At 68.3% G+C, this 14,093-nt stretch carries 14 protein-coding genes; 4 read left to right on the top strand and 10 right to left on the bottom strand.

Annotated features, from left to right (window positions below; translation table 11 throughout):
• Positions 1 to 93 precede the first annotated feature (93 nt).
• The 3 genes from JOE30_RS14100 to JOE30_RS14090 form a co-directional block, all read right to left on the bottom strand.
• Positions 94 to 1,374 carry a lipase family protein gene (locus JOE30_RS14100; protein ID WP_204867380.1) on the bottom strand — a complete coding sequence of 427 codons (1,281 nt, stop codon included), beginning with the start codon at positions 1,372 to 1,374 and terminating at the stop codon, positions 94 to 96.
• Positions 1,375 to 1,465: 91 nt separating this feature from the next.
• On the bottom strand, positions 1,466 to 2,020 hold the full coding sequence (locus tag JOE30_RS14095) for a TetR/AcrR family transcriptional regulator (protein ID WP_204867378.1): 555 nt from the start codon (positions 2,018 to 2,020) through the stop codon (positions 1,466 to 1,468).
• Between the two features lie 25 nt (positions 2,021 to 2,045).
• Positions 2,046 to 3,455 carry a cytochrome P450 gene (locus JOE30_RS14090; protein WP_204867376.1) on the bottom strand — a complete coding sequence of 470 codons (1,410 nt, stop codon included), beginning with the start codon at positions 3,453 to 3,455 and terminating at the stop codon, positions 2,046 to 2,048.
• A 116-nt stretch (positions 3,456 to 3,571) separates the two neighbouring features.
• Between JOE30_RS14090 and JOE30_RS14085 the strand changes: the two genes are divergently transcribed.
• Positions 3,572 to 4,150 carry a TetR/AcrR family transcriptional regulator gene (locus JOE30_RS14085; RefSeq protein WP_204867374.1) on the top strand — a complete coding sequence of 193 codons (579 nt, stop codon included), beginning with the start codon at positions 3,572 to 3,574 and terminating at the stop codon, positions 4,148 to 4,150.
• A 13-nt stretch (positions 4,151 to 4,163) separates the two neighbouring features.
• Here JOE30_RS14085 and JOE30_RS14080 read toward each other — a convergent pair whose 3' ends face one another.
• The 3 genes from JOE30_RS14080 to JOE30_RS14070 form a co-directional block, all read right to left on the bottom strand.
• Positions 4,164 to 5,354 carry an FAD-dependent monooxygenase gene (locus JOE30_RS14080; RefSeq protein ID WP_204867372.1) on the bottom strand — a complete coding sequence of 397 codons (1,191 nt, stop codon included), beginning with the start codon at positions 5,352 to 5,354 and terminating at the stop codon, positions 4,164 to 4,166.
• A gap of 236 nt (positions 5,355 to 5,590) precedes the next feature.
• The gene (locus tag JOE30_RS14075) at positions 5,591 to 6,151 is read right to left on the bottom strand and encodes a dihydrofolate reductase family protein (RefSeq protein ID WP_204867370.1); all 561 of its coding nucleotides are present in this window, start codon (positions 6,149 to 6,151) and stop codon (positions 5,591 to 5,593) included.
• Between the two features lie 12 nt (positions 6,152 to 6,163).
• The gene (locus JOE30_RS14070) at positions 6,164 to 6,727 is read right to left on the bottom strand and encodes a dihydrofolate reductase family protein (protein WP_204867368.1); all 564 of its coding nucleotides are present in this window, start codon (positions 6,725 to 6,727) and stop codon (positions 6,164 to 6,166) included.
• A gap of 109 nt (positions 6,728 to 6,836) precedes the next feature.
• Here JOE30_RS14070 and JOE30_RS14065 point away from each other — a divergent pair, with 109 nt between their 5' ends.
• On the top strand, positions 6,837 to 7,442 hold the full coding sequence (locus JOE30_RS14065) for an FKBP-type peptidyl-prolyl cis-trans isomerase (protein ID WP_371831674.1): 606 nt from the start codon (positions 6,837 to 6,839) through the stop codon (positions 7,440 to 7,442).
• 35 nt (positions 7,443 to 7,477) lie between these two features.
• Here the strand turns inward: JOE30_RS14065 and JOE30_RS14060 are convergent, their stop codons facing one another.
• Complete coding sequence (locus JOE30_RS14060) at positions 7,478 to 7,819, bottom strand: nitroreductase/quinone reductase family protein (RefSeq protein ID WP_204867364.1); 342 nt, start codon at positions 7,817 to 7,819, stop codon at positions 7,478 to 7,480.
• Between the two features lie 159 nt (positions 7,820 to 7,978).
• Here JOE30_RS14060 and JOE30_RS14055 point away from each other — a divergent pair, with 159 nt between their 5' ends.
• Positions 7,979 to 8,383 (top strand): Fur family transcriptional regulator, encoded by a 405-nt coding sequence (locus JOE30_RS14055; RefSeq protein WP_239532770.1) that lies wholly within the window; start codon positions 7,979 to 7,981, stop codon positions 8,381 to 8,383.
• A 93-nt stretch (positions 8,384 to 8,476) separates the two neighbouring features.
• Entirely contained in the window at positions 8,477 to 10,657 is a 2,181-nt protein-coding gene (katG, locus tag JOE30_RS14050; RefSeq protein WP_204867360.1) for a catalase/peroxidase HPI, read from the top strand.
• Positions 10,658 to 10,718: 61 nt separating this feature from the next.
• Here katG and JOE30_RS14045 read toward each other — a convergent pair whose 3' ends face one another.
• From JOE30_RS14045 to JOE30_RS14035, 3 genes are read right to left on the bottom strand one after another with little or no spacing between them, the layout of a single operon-like run.
• Positions 10,719 to 12,047, bottom strand: a complete 1,329-nt coding sequence (locus tag JOE30_RS14045; protein WP_204867358.1) for a lipase family protein — start codon at positions 12,045 to 12,047, stop codon at positions 10,719 to 10,721.
• Between the two features lie 59 nt (positions 12,048 to 12,106).
• The gene (locus JOE30_RS14040) at positions 12,107 to 13,096 is read right to left on the bottom strand and encodes an ABC transporter substrate-binding protein (protein WP_204867356.1); all 990 of its coding nucleotides are present in this window, start codon (positions 13,094 to 13,096) and stop codon (positions 12,107 to 12,109) included.
• 56 nt (positions 13,097 to 13,152) lie between these two features.
• Positions 13,153 to 14,067, bottom strand: coding sequence for a TIGR03620 family F420-dependent LLM class oxidoreductase (locus tag JOE30_RS14035; RefSeq protein ID WP_204867354.1), 915 nt, complete (start codon positions 14,065 to 14,067; stop codon positions 13,153 to 13,155).
• Between the last annotated feature and the right edge of the window lie 26 nt (positions 14,068 to 14,093).

The raw sequence follows: 14,093 nt of genomic DNA, 5'->3' as shown, positions 1-14,093 counted from the left end.
AGCCGAATGATCCACTGTGATCGGTGACACTATGGCGGATCGCCGTCCGCGACAATGACCGAGCCGACCGTGGTCGGTGACCCGAACCGGTCGTCAGGCGATGTCGCATCCAGCGGTGGGGACGTCGGCGAACCTGTCCATCAGGTACGCCGCGGCCGCACCGCCGTAGCCGTCGATGATCTGCGGACCGAAGTGGTTGGGCAGCACCGCACCCGGCAGGATCGGCGGCAGCGGGTTCGACCGGAACGTCACCGACGCACCCTGGCCGCACCACTCCTCCGCCAACGTCCGCGCCTGCTCGTACGGCACCGTGTCGTCGTTGATGCCGCTGGTGATGAACACCGGGGCCGACGGCCGCAGGGTGCCGGTGCGCAACTTGTCGAAGATGGGACCGGCCTCCGGAACGGACCGCAGGTTCTCGGACATCGACAGCCCGTCCTTCGTCAGCGTCTCGGTGCGCAGGAACGGATACTTCAGGATGGTGTCGGCGATGCACTCGGTGGAGAGGTCGCTCAGAACCGCCTTGCCGTGGTCGGACACACGCTCCTCGACCCGTGAGCGCAGCGACGGGTTGCGTTCGAGAACTCCGTTCAGTGCGTACCCGATGACGCCGCCGATGAGAGTGCCGTCCACCGTGTTCAGCACGTCGAGCAGGTCTGCCGTCGGTGCGCCCGCCCAGGTGCCCTTGATGTTCAACTCCGGTGCGTAACTCGCCGCCGACTCGGCCGCGGCGGCGGTGGCACCGCCGCCCTGCGAATAGCCCCACAGACCGATGGGGGAGTCGGGATCGCCCGCCAGCGCGTTCGCCGCTCGCGCGCCGTCGAGCACCGCGTGCGCCTCCTCCGGCCGGTTGACATACGTGTGCAACCCCGGCGTGCCGAGACCGATGTAGTCGGTCACGAAGACGCGTGCGCCCATCGACCCCCAGAGCGTCGACGACACGAGTTCCTGGTTCGCCGAGAGTGACAGCGGGTCCGTCGTGAGATTCAGCCCGAGCGGGAACGCCCGCGACGGCGCGCACTGGTCGCCCTGCCCCACCGTTCCCGGAGCGACCACGACGGTGGGTCGGGGACCGGCGCCGCGCCAGGGAACGGCCGAGTCGATGAACGTTCCGGTCACCGCGACGGGCTCGTCGTTCTCGGTCCGCGAGGTGTACATGACGCGCTGCGCGGTGGCCGGATAGCGACCGTCCACTCCGGGCGCGGCGAGGAAGAGCGACATCGGCTCGGTGCGGAGCACCGTGCCCGGCGCACCCGCGACCTCCGTCGGTGGGGAGTAGAAGTCGTCACCGGGGGCTGCGTGGGCGGGTGCGGCTGCGACACCGACCAACGCCACGAGCACCGCTCCCACGACCAGACTGCGTGACAGAGCCATCGACTTCCTTCCCGCTGCGCGGACCCCCCGGCAGGCGCCCTGAAGTTAGACAGTCCCAGCGTCAGGTGTCAAGGTCGCGAGGTGAAGCCGGTCACCCCGGCGGCACGGTCATCGACGCCGGGAGCCACCGCAGGAGGAAGGCGCGGAGGTCGTCGTCGTCCGCGATGGACGGATCGTCGAACAGCACGACGGACAGTCCGAGACGAGTGGTGATGAGGACGATGTCGTCCAACACCTCCGCGACCCGAGGGTCGAGTGCGGTCAGCGGGGACAGCAGATCTCGCACGACGGGAATGGCGTGCTGGACGACATCGGGATGCAGCACCGGGTTGATGCCGTCCAACCGCAGCAGCGCTCCCATCGCGGGAATGTCGCGCACCGCCCGCCGACCGCCGATCACCATCTCCACGACGTAGTCGCGCACGGTCTCCGGGCCGTCGAGGCGCGACCGGATCTCGGTCATGACCTCGACCGCCAAATGCTCCATCGTGCGGGTCACCAACACCTCGCGTGTGCCGAAGATGGAGTACACGGTCTGGCGGGAGACCCCGGCGGCGGCGGACACTCCCGCGATGGTGACGCCGTCGAAACCGTGCTCCGCGATCACCTCGAGGGTGGCCTCCATGATCTTGCCGCTCGATCGCATGGGACCAGTGTGCGGGAACTCTGCGTCAGCTGCGGTCGCGCCGAGCCACCTCGAGCTCGAACCCGGCCGGCATGAGAGTGAGGCGTTCCTCGATGGCGAGCTCGTAGGCCGGATCGGGAGCGACGTCGAAGGTCTGGAGGATCGTGCCGAGCACCAGTAGCGACTCGTGGAGGGCGAACTGGCGCCCGATGCAGGCACGCTCGCCCGTCCCGAACGGCTTGTAGGCGTGCGGTGGCCTGGCCCGCACGTTCGCCGACAGGAAGCGGTCCGGGTCGAACACCTCGGGATCCGGCCCCCAGACGGGATCGCGATGCAGACCGGGGATCAGCACCAGAACCCAGTCTCCCGCGGCCATGGAACGCCCGCCGACCGTCGTGTCGTGGCGTGCCTCCCGCGCGTAACCGGGGGCCGTCGGCCACAGGCGCAGTCCCTCGTCGAGCACCCGTCGGACGAAGCGCAACTTCGCCACCTGCTCGAAGGACGGCGTGTCCGCGCCCCACACCTCGTCCACTTCGGCACGCGCCCGAGCCCACATCTCGGGATGCCTCGACAGGTAGTACAGGGCGAATGACAGTGAGCCGGAGGTGGTCTCGTGCCCGGCGATGAGGAAGGTGACGATCTGATGCCGGATGTTCACCTCGTCCAGCGCGTTGGGATCGCCGTCGCGTGCCGCCTCGAGCATGATGTCCAGCAGATCGCCGTCGCCGCTCGTCTCGCCGTCCCGGCGGGCCCGCACGATGTCGTCGAGCAGCCCGGCCATGAAAGCCTTGTCTGCGTCGTTCCGCCGTTCGCGACGCCGGAACACCAGATCGCCGACGACAGGAAGCGGCAGCAGGGCGCGGCGCTGGTTGTGCTGCAGGGTCCGCACCATCGCGCGGACGAACGGGTGCGTCTCGGCGCGGACGAACGGGTGCGTCTCGGCGCGGGTGAACGAGTCGAAGCTGTAACTGAACCCGGTGCGGCCGATGGTCTCGAGGGTCAACTTGGTCATGTCCGAGGAGACGTCGACCCGATCACGGGACGACCAGTGCGACACCAGCTGTCCGGCGACGTTCACCATGATGTCGTGGTAGCTCCGCATGGCCGACTGCGTGAACGCCGGCCGGAGCAGATCGTGGGCCTTGCGCCAGTTCGGTTCGTGCGAGTACGCCGTGAACAGTCCGTCTCCGCCGATCGAGCGCAGTCCGGCGACCGCGGGTGCCACGTGCTTGACGAACCGCGACTCGTCGCTGAGTTCCTCCACGAGATCGGCGCCCGAGACGATCACGAACCGGCGCCCCAGGACCACCCGCTCGAAGATGGGGCCCAGCTGCGCGGCCAGCGCCACCGAATCCTGCACCGGGGTGCTCGCGTGGACGCCCAGCACGTCGCCCAGCACCGGGAGCCGTCGAGGGGGATGGGGAAGCGGAGAAGTGGACGAGATCGTGGTGACCACGGTCGGACCCTTTCGCGTGGGTGGCCGGCGTACTGAACCGGGATACAACAGCGGACGGTACGCCCTACTGAACGCGTGTCAAGTATCACGACGAGTCCCGTAGCATGGCGCAGGTCATGACCACGCCCCGCAGACGCCTGTCGCCCGATCAGCGTCGGCACCAGTTGCTCGAGATCGGGTCACGACTGTTCGCGGAACGGCCCTACGACGAGGTGTGGATCGAGGAGGTCGCCGATCTGGCCGGCGTCTCGCGTGGGCTGATGTACCACTACTTTCCGTCCAAGAGAGATTTCTTCGCCGACATCATCCGACTCGAATCCGCCCGGATGGTCGAGATCACGGCCCCCGACACCACGCTGCCCGTCGAGCACCAGGTGTCCGCTGGACTGCGCGCGTACATCCGCTACTCCACCGATCACGCTCACGGACTGCGGGCCATCAATCGGGGGACGATGTCGGGCGACGTCGGTATCCAGGCGATCCTCACGGCGGAGTTCGAGACGCAGCAGCAGCGGATCCTCGCGGCTCTGGGGCCCGACGAGGGCGCGGACGAGGTGACTCGGGTCGCCGTGGCCGGGTGGGTGTCGTTCGTTCGCGCCGTGTGCGTGGACTGGGTGGACCGGCAGTCGATCTCGGCCGACGAGGTGCATGATCTCTGCATGCGCGCACTGCACGGGCTCCTGCGCCGTTCCTGAGCATCCAGCAGCGTCAGCGGTAGTCGCTCAGATCGAGATTCGCGTCGTCCGAGCCGCCGAACCTGCCGGCCAGCGCTCGCACCGGCGCCGAACCGGCCAGTCGCACAGCCGAATTGAAGACCACGAGCCCCACTGCCGTCTTCGGGTGCGCCAGCCTCGGCGTTCCCGGTGGCAGAGACTGCGCCGTGTCGACGAAGGGCCGCATCCGCGCGTCCCACGCCGTGAACGCGGCCCGGTGATCGTCGGTGCGGGCGAGTTCGGCCGCCAGTACGTAGGCACCGGCGATCGCCAGTGTCGTGCCCATCCCACTCACCGGAGTCGCGCACCAGGCCGCATCGCCCACCATCGCCACGCGGCCCGACGACCACCGTGGGGCGCGAACCTGAGCGAGACGGTCGACGTACAGCTCCGAGGCGGAATCGAGCGACTCCAGGATGCGGGGAGTCTCCCAGCCGGCGCCGGCGAACGTCGTCCGAAGGGCGGCGACGACCTCCGACTGCCCTGCCCGTTCGAGGCCCGTCGGCCCCGACGACCAGGACAGGCTGAAGCGCGTGGTGCCCTGGTTGTCCGGGCGCAAGCCGGCCACACGTCCGCCGGTCGCGTTGTACCAGCGCCACCATGCATCGTCGTCCGGGGTGCGGGGGAGCACCCCGTAGGCGGTGTAGAGCCCGAGATCTCGCGTGACGGCCTCACCGGGAAAGACGATCTCCCGGCTCCCGGACCGCACTCCGTCGGCGAACACCACGAGGTCGTAGCGCTCGGGAGCGCCGCGCTCGAACGTCACGTCGACACCCTGAGCGTCCTGAACGCAGCCCACGACGCGGTCGCCGTAGCGGTACTCGACGTCCGGTCCCGACGCGTCGACGAGGATTCGCGCGAGTTCGCCGCGCAGGATCTCCAGCTCGGCCGTCGCGCCGCCGCTGTCCGCCGTACCGGCCGGGAACGCCGCGATCGTCACACCCCGTCGATCGACGAACCGCGTGCCCTGTTCCGTCGTGGTCGCGGCGAAGAGAGCGTCCTCCAGACCCATGCGGCGCACGACCTCGCGGCCGGGACCACGAATGTCGATGTTCTGCCCGCCGAGCCGAGGCGACGGAGCACGCTCGACGACCGTCACGGCGTGAGCCGACCTGGCGAGCCAGTACGCGAGGGTCGGTCCGGCGATGCTGGCCCCGGTGATCAGTACGCGTCGTTCTGTGGTCACGATCTTCGCCTTCCGTGCTCACGACCTGTGCGGCACAGGAAGGACTTCGTCGACCGACGGTACGTCGGTCGCCGTGCGCGGGTGTCCACAAGTCGGGTCGATCGACGGGATCCCGTCGATTCGGTCGAGTTGTGGACGCTCAGGCACGGTGTTCAGGTGGTATCGGCACGGTGTTCAGGTGATATCAGTTTGTGCCGATAATCGACATTATGTCAACTATTGTGAATCTCCCGCCCCTACCGCACCAGGTACCTCGCCAGGTGCAGTCCACCCGAGAACGTCCGCGTCTCCACCAACTCCAGACCCGCCCACTCGTCGAGCGCCGTGAAGAATGGCGTACCGGCGCCCACTAGAACGGGGTGCGTCATGATCACGTACTCGTCGATCAGCCCGGCCCGCATCGCCGCCGCGGCCAGTGTGGCGCCGCCGATGTCCATCGGCCCACCGTCGCCGGCCTTCAGCCGGACGATCTCCGCCACGGCGTCACCTGTGACGAGCCGCGCGTTGCCCTCCACCGCGTCCAGGGTGGACGAGAACACCACCTTGGGCATGTCGCGCCACCGACGGGCGTACGCGACATGTGCGGGTGTCGCCCCTGGCTGCCGATCGGCCGTCGGCCAGTGCGCGTTCATCGACTCCCACAGCCTCCGCCCGTAGAGCGTGAGTCCCGTCGAGTCGACGCGGTCGGACCACCACTGGAACGCCTCGTCGCTCGGCACGCTCCAGCCGAGGACGCCATCGGGCGCCGCGACGTAACCGTCCACACTCGCGTTCATCGCGAATCTCAGTGTCCGCATGACGTTTCCCAGTCAGCGGCGCACATCGAACACCTGTTTCTGGACACCGTTGCCGTAGACCTCGTGCTCGACGAGCGTCAGCACCGTGGCGTCCTTGTCCGAGTCGCTGAACAGGCGCAGTCCGGCGCCGAGCAGCAACGGGAACACCAGCAGGTGGTACCTGTCCACCAGTCCGGCGTCGGCCAACGCACGTCCCAGCGTCGCGCTCCCGTGCACGAGGATCGGTCCACCCTCGGTCTCCTTCAGCGCGGCGACGTCGTCGAGTGATCGAAGAACCGTTGCGGGCCAACGCGAATCATCACCGTCGAGCGTCGTCGAGACCACGTACCGCGGCATGGCGTTGTATCCGGCGAAGTCCTCCATCGTCGGCCACACGGGCGCGAACGCCTCGTAGGACCGGCGACCGAGCAGCAGCGCGGCGGCCTCCCCCTGCTCCCGCCCCTTGATCTCGTACGCGGCCTCGTCGAACTCGATGTCCGTGAAGGTCCAGCCTGCGTTCCGGTACCCGGGCTCTCCACCCGGCGCCTCCATCACGCCGTCGAGCGAGACGAACGCGGTGACGATCAACGTGCGCATGGGAGAACCCTCTCGTGGTGATGGTGGCCAGTGGCCCTCGAACACTACGACCGCCGTTGGGGCCGAAAGTCATCGGTTGCGTCGAGCATCGGGCTGTAGCGTGTCCGGCGTGAACTCTTCTCGTACCCTCGGTGTCCTGCTGGCCTCGTCCGCGTCTCTCGTCCTGGTGCTGTCCGGATGCAGTTCCGATGCCGACACGACATCTGCCGGCACCTCGACCAGTGGCGCGTCGTCCTCGGCCGCCGCTGCGGCTGCGGAGTCCTGCCCCACGGCCGAGCCCGAGTCGGGTGCCGCCGCCGAGTGGAACCTCGACGGTGACACCGGCAGCATCGCGGTGACCGGATCCACCGACGACGCCGCTCCCCTGGTGACCGTCGAGGCCCCCTTCAGCGTCGCGGAGACACAGGTGCAGACCCTGCAGGCCGGCGACGGCCCCGTCGTCGCTCGTGATGCGACGGTCTCCGTCTGCTACATGGGCGTCAACGGTCGCGACGGGTCCACCTTCGACAGCAGCTACCAGCGCGGCGCCCCGGTCGAATTCCCGCTCGACGGCGTCGTGGCGGGCTTCCAGAAGGCCATCGCCGGTCAGACCGTCGGCTCCACCATCGGCGTCGCCGTGACGTCCGCGGACGGTTACCCCAACGGTCAGCCGCGCGCCGGCATCCAGCAGGGCGACTCTCTGATCTTCGCGATCAAGGTCCTCTCCGTCAGCTGAGCATCGAGCCGGGCGCCCCAGCAGACTCCCGACGATCAGCTGTCGAGCGTGATCACCACACGCACACCACCCTTGTCGGAGACCACCGCCTGTGCGCTGCCCCGATGCTGATCTCCCGCGATGTCGACGGTCACCGGGGCGGGATCGGGATGGAAGTTGCGCCACCAGGCTTTCTGGCTCGGTGCCGCGACCATCACGGTCACCGTGTCGCCCGACCGCCGGTAGGAGACGGGCAGCGAGATCGTCCGGCCCGACCGTCGGCCGGTGTAGGTGATGGTGGCCAGACCGCGCCCGAGAACGGCGGACAGCACAGGCACTCGCATCAGCGGTCGAACGACCTGGTTCGCGGCGTTGGCGACGGTCTGGAACGCGGTCATCTACGTACCCCTTGCGAGCGATGGATGTCGCCTCGCATCATGCCCCGGCGGGGGCCGGACGACACGCCGTTCGGCCGGTGTTCGCGCCCCGTTTCCTGACTCATTCCAGAAAAGTCGTGCATACTGTTCGACGTGAGCCCATCGTCGAACTACCCGGAGATGCTGCGTGGTGCCGCGCTCCGAGTCACCCGCCCCCGTCTGGCGGTGCTCGACGCGGTGCACGAACATCCGCACGCCGACACCGACACCGTCTACGGAGCTGTTCGGGCCACCCTGCCCGATGTCTCCCGCCAGGCCGTGTACGACGTGCTCCACGCTCTCACCACCGCGGGACTGGTACGGCGCATCCAGCCGTCCGGTTCGGTCTCGCGGTACGAGAGCAGAATCGGCGACAATCACCACCATGTCGTGTGCCGCGCGTGCGGCACCATCGCCGACGTGGAATGCGCCGTCGGCGAGGCTCCGTGCCTCACTCCGTCGGAGGCTCGTGGTTTCGTCGTCGACGAGGCAGAGGTCATCTACTGGGGCCTGTGCGAGAACTGCTCCACCAGCGTCAGCCCCTGATCTCGAGGCGTGAAGGCGCCCCGCGAATCAGTTCATTCATCTTCTCTTGGAGGGAAACTCGTGTCCGAGGACCACACAACACGCGAAAAAGAGATGAACCAGGACCAGCCGCAGGACGCCTCCGGCGGCTGCCCTGTCATGCACGACAAGATGCCGATGCCGGTCGAGGGTGGCAGCAACCACGAGTGGTGGCCCAAGGCACTGAACCTCAAGATCTTGAAGAAGAACCCCGCCGTCGGTGATCCGATGGGCGCCGACTACGACTATGCGGCCGAGTTCAACTCGCTCGATCTCGCCGAGGTCAAGCGCGACATCGAAGCCGTCATGACGAACTCGCAGCCCTGGTGGCCCGCGGACTTCGGCCACTACGGCCCCTTCTTCATCCGCATGGCGTGGCACGCTGCCGGCACGTACCGCAAGCAGGACGGACGCGGCGGGGCCGGAGCCGGCATGCAGCGTTTCGCACCGCTGAACAGTTGGCCGGACAACGCGAGCCTGGACAAGGCCCGTCGCCTGATCTGGCCCGTGAAGCAGAAGTACGGCCGCAAGCTCTCCTGGGCCGACCTCATCGTCCTCACCGGCAACGTCGCCATCGAGTCCATGGGACTGCCGACCTACGGCTACGCCGGCGGTCGCGTCGACGCCTGGGAGCCGGACGAGGACGTCTACTGGGGCCCCGAGCAGACCTGGCTGGGTGACGAGCGCTACGACGGTGATCGCACGAGCCTCGAGAACCCGCTGGCCGCCGTGCAGATGGGTCTGATCTACGTCAATCCCGAAGGCCCGAACGGCAACCCGGATCCCGTGCAGTCCGCACTGGACATCCGCGAGACCTTCGGCCGCATGGCCATGAACGACGTCGAGACCGCAGCACTGGCCGTCGGCGGACACACCTTCGGCAAGACCCACGGTGCCGCCGACCCCGATGCGCACATCGGTGCCGAGCCCGAGGGCGCCCCGATCGAGCAGATGGGCCTCGGCTGGAAGAACAGCTTCCAGAGCGGTGTCGGCGCAGACGCGATCACGAGTGGCCTCGAGGTCATCTGGACCCCGACCCCGACGCAGTGGGACAACACCTTCCTCGAGACCCTCTACGGCTTCGAGTGGGAGCTCTACAAGAGCCCCGGTGGCGCACACCAGTGGCGTCCGAAGAACGGTGAGGGCGCGGACCTGGTCCCCGACCCCGCGGACCCGACCAAGCGTCGCCACCCGTCGATGCTCACCTCGGACATCGCGATGCGCGTCGACCCGATCTACGAGCAGATCACCCGTCGCTGGCTCGACCACCCCGAAGAGCTCGCAGAAGAGTTCCAGAAGGCGTGGTTCAAGCTCACCCACCGCGACATGGGACCCGTCACCCGGTACCTCGGACCCGAGGTGCCGTCGGAGACCCTGCTGTGGCAGGACCCGATCCCGGCCGTCGACCACGAGCTGATCGGTGACGCAGAGATCGCCGAGCTCAAGTCCACGATCCTGGATTCCGGACTGAGCACCGAGCAGCTCATCTCGACCGCGTGGGCCGCAGCGTCGTCCTTCCGCGTCAGCGACAAGCGCGGTGGCGCCAACGGTGGACGTCTGCGCCTGCAGCCGCAGGCCGGCTGGGAGGTCAACGAGCCCGACGAGTTGGCACAGGTCATTCGCGTGCTCGAGGGCATCCAGGAGTCGTTCTCCGGAACGGTCTCGTTCGCCGACCTCGTCGTCCTCGGCGGCGTCGCGGCGCTCGAGAAGGCATCGGGCGTCAGCGTTCCGTTCACCCCGGGCCGCATGGACACCACGCAGGAGCAGACGGACGTCGACTCGTTCTCCGACCTCGAGCTGAAGGCCGACGGCTTCCGTAACTTCCTCGGCAAGGGCCAGAAGCTGCCGGCGGAGTACTCCCTCGTCGACCGGGCGAACCTGTTGTCCCTCAGCGCACCCGAGCTGACCGTCCTCGTCGGTGGTCTGCGCGTTCTCGGTGCCAACTACCAGAACTCGTCGCACGGCGTTCTGACCGACAAGGTCGGCACCCTGACCAACGACTTCTTCGTGAATCTCCTCGACATGGGCACCGAGTGGGTTCCGACGTCCGAGGACGGCATCTACGAGGCCAAGGATGCCGCCACCGGTGAGACGAAGTGGACGGGCACCCGTAACGACCTGGTCTTCGGCTCGAACTCCGAGCTGCGCGCCATCGCCGAGGTGTACGCCTGCGACGACGCGAAGGACAAGTTCGTCCAGGACTTCGTCGCCGCGTGGGACAAGGTCATGATGCTGGATCGCTTCGAACTGGCCTGATCTCGTCACCGAACACCACACCACCCCCGCACCGATTACTCGGTGCGGGGGTGGTGTCGTCTCAGCGTCGGGTGCGGCGGACGGAGATGGGCAGGCCGGTCAGCGCTCTCGCCGCCGAGCCCGCCATGGCCAGATAGCCCGCGGCACTGCGCCATGACGCCGCCACCGAGACGACGGTCCTGGTGGCCGCGGGTCCCGGTCGACGCCCGGCGAATCGGTCGTCGAGCCATCGGAGCGTCAGCGGGACCGACAGCGGCAGCAGCGTGATGTGCTCGCTCGTGCGATCGCGCACGTACTCGACCTCGGCACCCGCGTCTCGGTAGCGCGTCACCTGCCCGTCGACGTCGTCCACGGCGATGATCTGATCGTGCGTCGCCTGCAGGACGAGCAACGGGAATCCGGGCGCCGAGCGGCCCGGCTGAATTTCCTCGAAGATCGTCACCATCTCCGGACGAGCCATGACGTCGGCGATGGGAATGGTCGAGTAGGCGTCGAGGTCGAATCCGCGAAGCGCGATGATGGCCTGCATCGTGGTCATCTTGTTCGTCGACGCCAGCAGCTCGAGACCCTCCTCGGTGACGAACTCCTGCATCACCACGTCCAGGGCCGGGTAGGTACGCCGCAGACCCTCGATGACGAGAGTCGGCAGCGCGGCGTAGCGGGTGGCGTTCAATCGGAAGAACGCCGACGCCGGATCACCCACCGGCGACCCGAGAACGGCTCCGACGACATCGATCTCGGGCGCGTACTCCCCCGCGGCCTCCGCCGCCCAGGACGACGCGAGCCCGCCACCCGAATATCCCCACAGTCCGACCGGTGTGGTCGTGTCGAGACCCAGCTCGTCGAATGAGAGCGCGGCCCGAACGGCGTCGAGAGTGCAGTACCCGGGCTCGAGCGGCGCGCCCCAATGCCCTTCGGCTCCTTCGTGATCCGGGATCGAGACCGCCCAACCCAGACGCAGGGCGTGCAGGACGAGCAGGAACTCGTACTGCGGCACCGTGCCGCGCGCGCGTGACCCGAGCCGGAGCGCGTAGGAGGGGAACGATCGACCGGAGACGGCGTCGATGGCGCACTGATACGACAGGAGTGGACGCGTCGCGTCCGGGAGGGCTCCGGCGGGCAGCAGGACCGTGGTGACACTCACGCGCGGCACGCGCTCGAGGTCCTCGGTGCGATACAGCAGCTGCCAGGCCTGCACGCGCTGCCGCACCCGACCGAACACGCCGATGCGCACGGGCCTGGTGCGCAGGACGTCGCCGCACGCGGCACGCTCGAAACCGTCGGGTGCGACGTAGAACGGGTCCCGCTCCGGGGTGGTGACCGGGCCTTCGGACCAGTGCTCGGCCTGCGGTGGGCCGCCCCCGTCCCTGTCGTACTGCTCGATGCTCATACCCACGGTTACCCCTGTCGTCGGGTCACACTAACCTTCCGACCCGTGCGCAGGACCGATCAGCCCTCGACGGTGCCGACGCGGGTGGCCGGATCGTCGTCCGTCGCCCGTGCGAGCACCGGAACGAGCGCGTCCACCGCGTAGGGAAGGCTGAGGGGGCTGGCGAACCCGAGAGCGGCCGGCACGGTGGTTCCGAACTCGCCGACGTAGACGGTGCGGTCCTCCTTCACCACGTTCAGGCTCTGTAGCAGCGGATCACCGGCGACGTCCTCGGGGGTGACGCCGAGCAGCACGAGCGTCTGCTGATCGAGCAGGTCGTAGCGCTCGGGGCTCACCGTTCCGGTGGTCTCGGGCGTCGCGAAACCCAGGTCGGTGAAGAACCGGTTCCGCGGGTCCCCGCCGTCGAGGATGTAGAAGGTGCCGTCGAGGTAGAGCGCGACCGCAGCCGTGCGGCCGGCGAAGGACGGGTTCTGGGTCGTGGCGTCTACGAACGTCGCGTCGACCTCGTCCCGCACGGTCTCTGCCTCGGCCGTCTTGCCCAGGGCGGTTCCGTACGCAGCCAACTGATCTCGCCACGACGGGGTCTCCGACCCGTCCGAGCCGGGGACGTCGCCGACCGTCGTGGCGATCTGTCCGAGCTGCTGGTACTCGGGCTCGTCGAGATAGGCGTATGTCGCCATGATGAGGTCGGGCTCCGCGGCCGCGACACCCTCCAGATCGAGTGTGTCGCTTCCCACCTCGGGGATCGTGGCACCGTTCAGCTGCTGCTGAGCCCACGGGCGGGTGGTGTAGTCGTATCCGGTGAACCCACGGGTGGCCACGGGTGTGACACCGAGAGCGAGCGCGAAGTCCTGGTCGTTGTACCCGGCGGTCACCAGACGCTCCGGCGCACCCTCGACCGTCACGGTCCCGAACTTGTCGGTGACCTCGGCCGGGAAGGCTCCCGACGCGTCCGCAGCCGGCGCCGAGTCCGTGTCCGACGAGCTGCACGCCGCCGTTCCGAGCAGAAGAACGGTGGCCGCGACGGACACACCGACGGAGACGCGCATGAAGAACCTTTCGGGGACGACTGATGGAGCAGGCTTGCGGTAAGGCTACCCTCAGCTCACCGGGAGAGCTCGAGGGCCTCACCCAGTCGACGCCAGTCGTCCACCGGCGGAACGTTCATCGCGGATCCGAGGACCTGGACGACGACACTGGTCGCTCCGGCCTCGATGTGCTCGCGCACTCGGGCCACGGTCGCGTCCAGTCCCCGCGTCACCATCGCCTCGGCGAGCTTCTCGCTACCGCCGCGGACGAAGTCGTCCTGCCCGAAACCCAGACGCTCCCAGTTGTTCCGGTAGTTGGGCAGCCCGGTGTAGATGTTCAGATGCGCGTGCGCGCGTTTGGCCCACACCTCCGCGTCGGTGTCGGCGACCGGGTCCACCACCGCCGCCTGCTCCACGACCAGTTCCGGTCGCTTCTCGCCGTCCCCGGCATCGAGGATCTCGCGGGCCATCGCCGTGTGCTCCGGTGTGACGAGGTAGGGATGCGCCCCCGCGGTGCGATCGCGGGACAGCTCGAGCATCTTCGGACCCAGCGCCGCCAGCAGTCGTGGCGGGTTCTGCTCCTCCCCCGCCACTGCCGCGGGTGCGTTGTCGAGTGCGTCGAGGTACTCCCGCATCGCGGCGACGGGCTTGCCGTAATTGTGCCCGCGCATGCGTTCGACCAGCGGAGCATGCGACACCCCGAGGCCCAGTACGAACCGACCACCCGAGACGGCGTGCAGGGTGCGGGCCGCCGACGCGGTCGCTACTGCGTCGCGGGCGTAGATGCTCGCGATCCCGGTACCGACGATCAGCGACGACGACGCTCCGAGGTACATCTGCGCGGCGGTGAGCGCCTCGCGTCCGTAGGCCTCGCCGAACCACAGCGAGTGCCAGCCCTGCGACTCCACCTCCCCCACCACGTCGGGAACCGCGGAGGCGGAGACCCCGTCGAGCGTTCCGGTCCAGATGCCGATCGTCGCGTGTCCAGTCATGCCGTCCAGTGTGCCCGCACTCGCAC

Source organism: Rhodococcus sp. PvP016 (assembly GCF_017832185.1).
GTDB lineage: Bacteria > Actinomycetota > Actinomycetes > Mycobacteriales > Mycobacteriaceae > Rhodococcoides.
The sequence above is the reverse complement of the archived record's forward strand: the minus strand, read 5'-3'. Positions and strand labels throughout refer to the sequence as shown.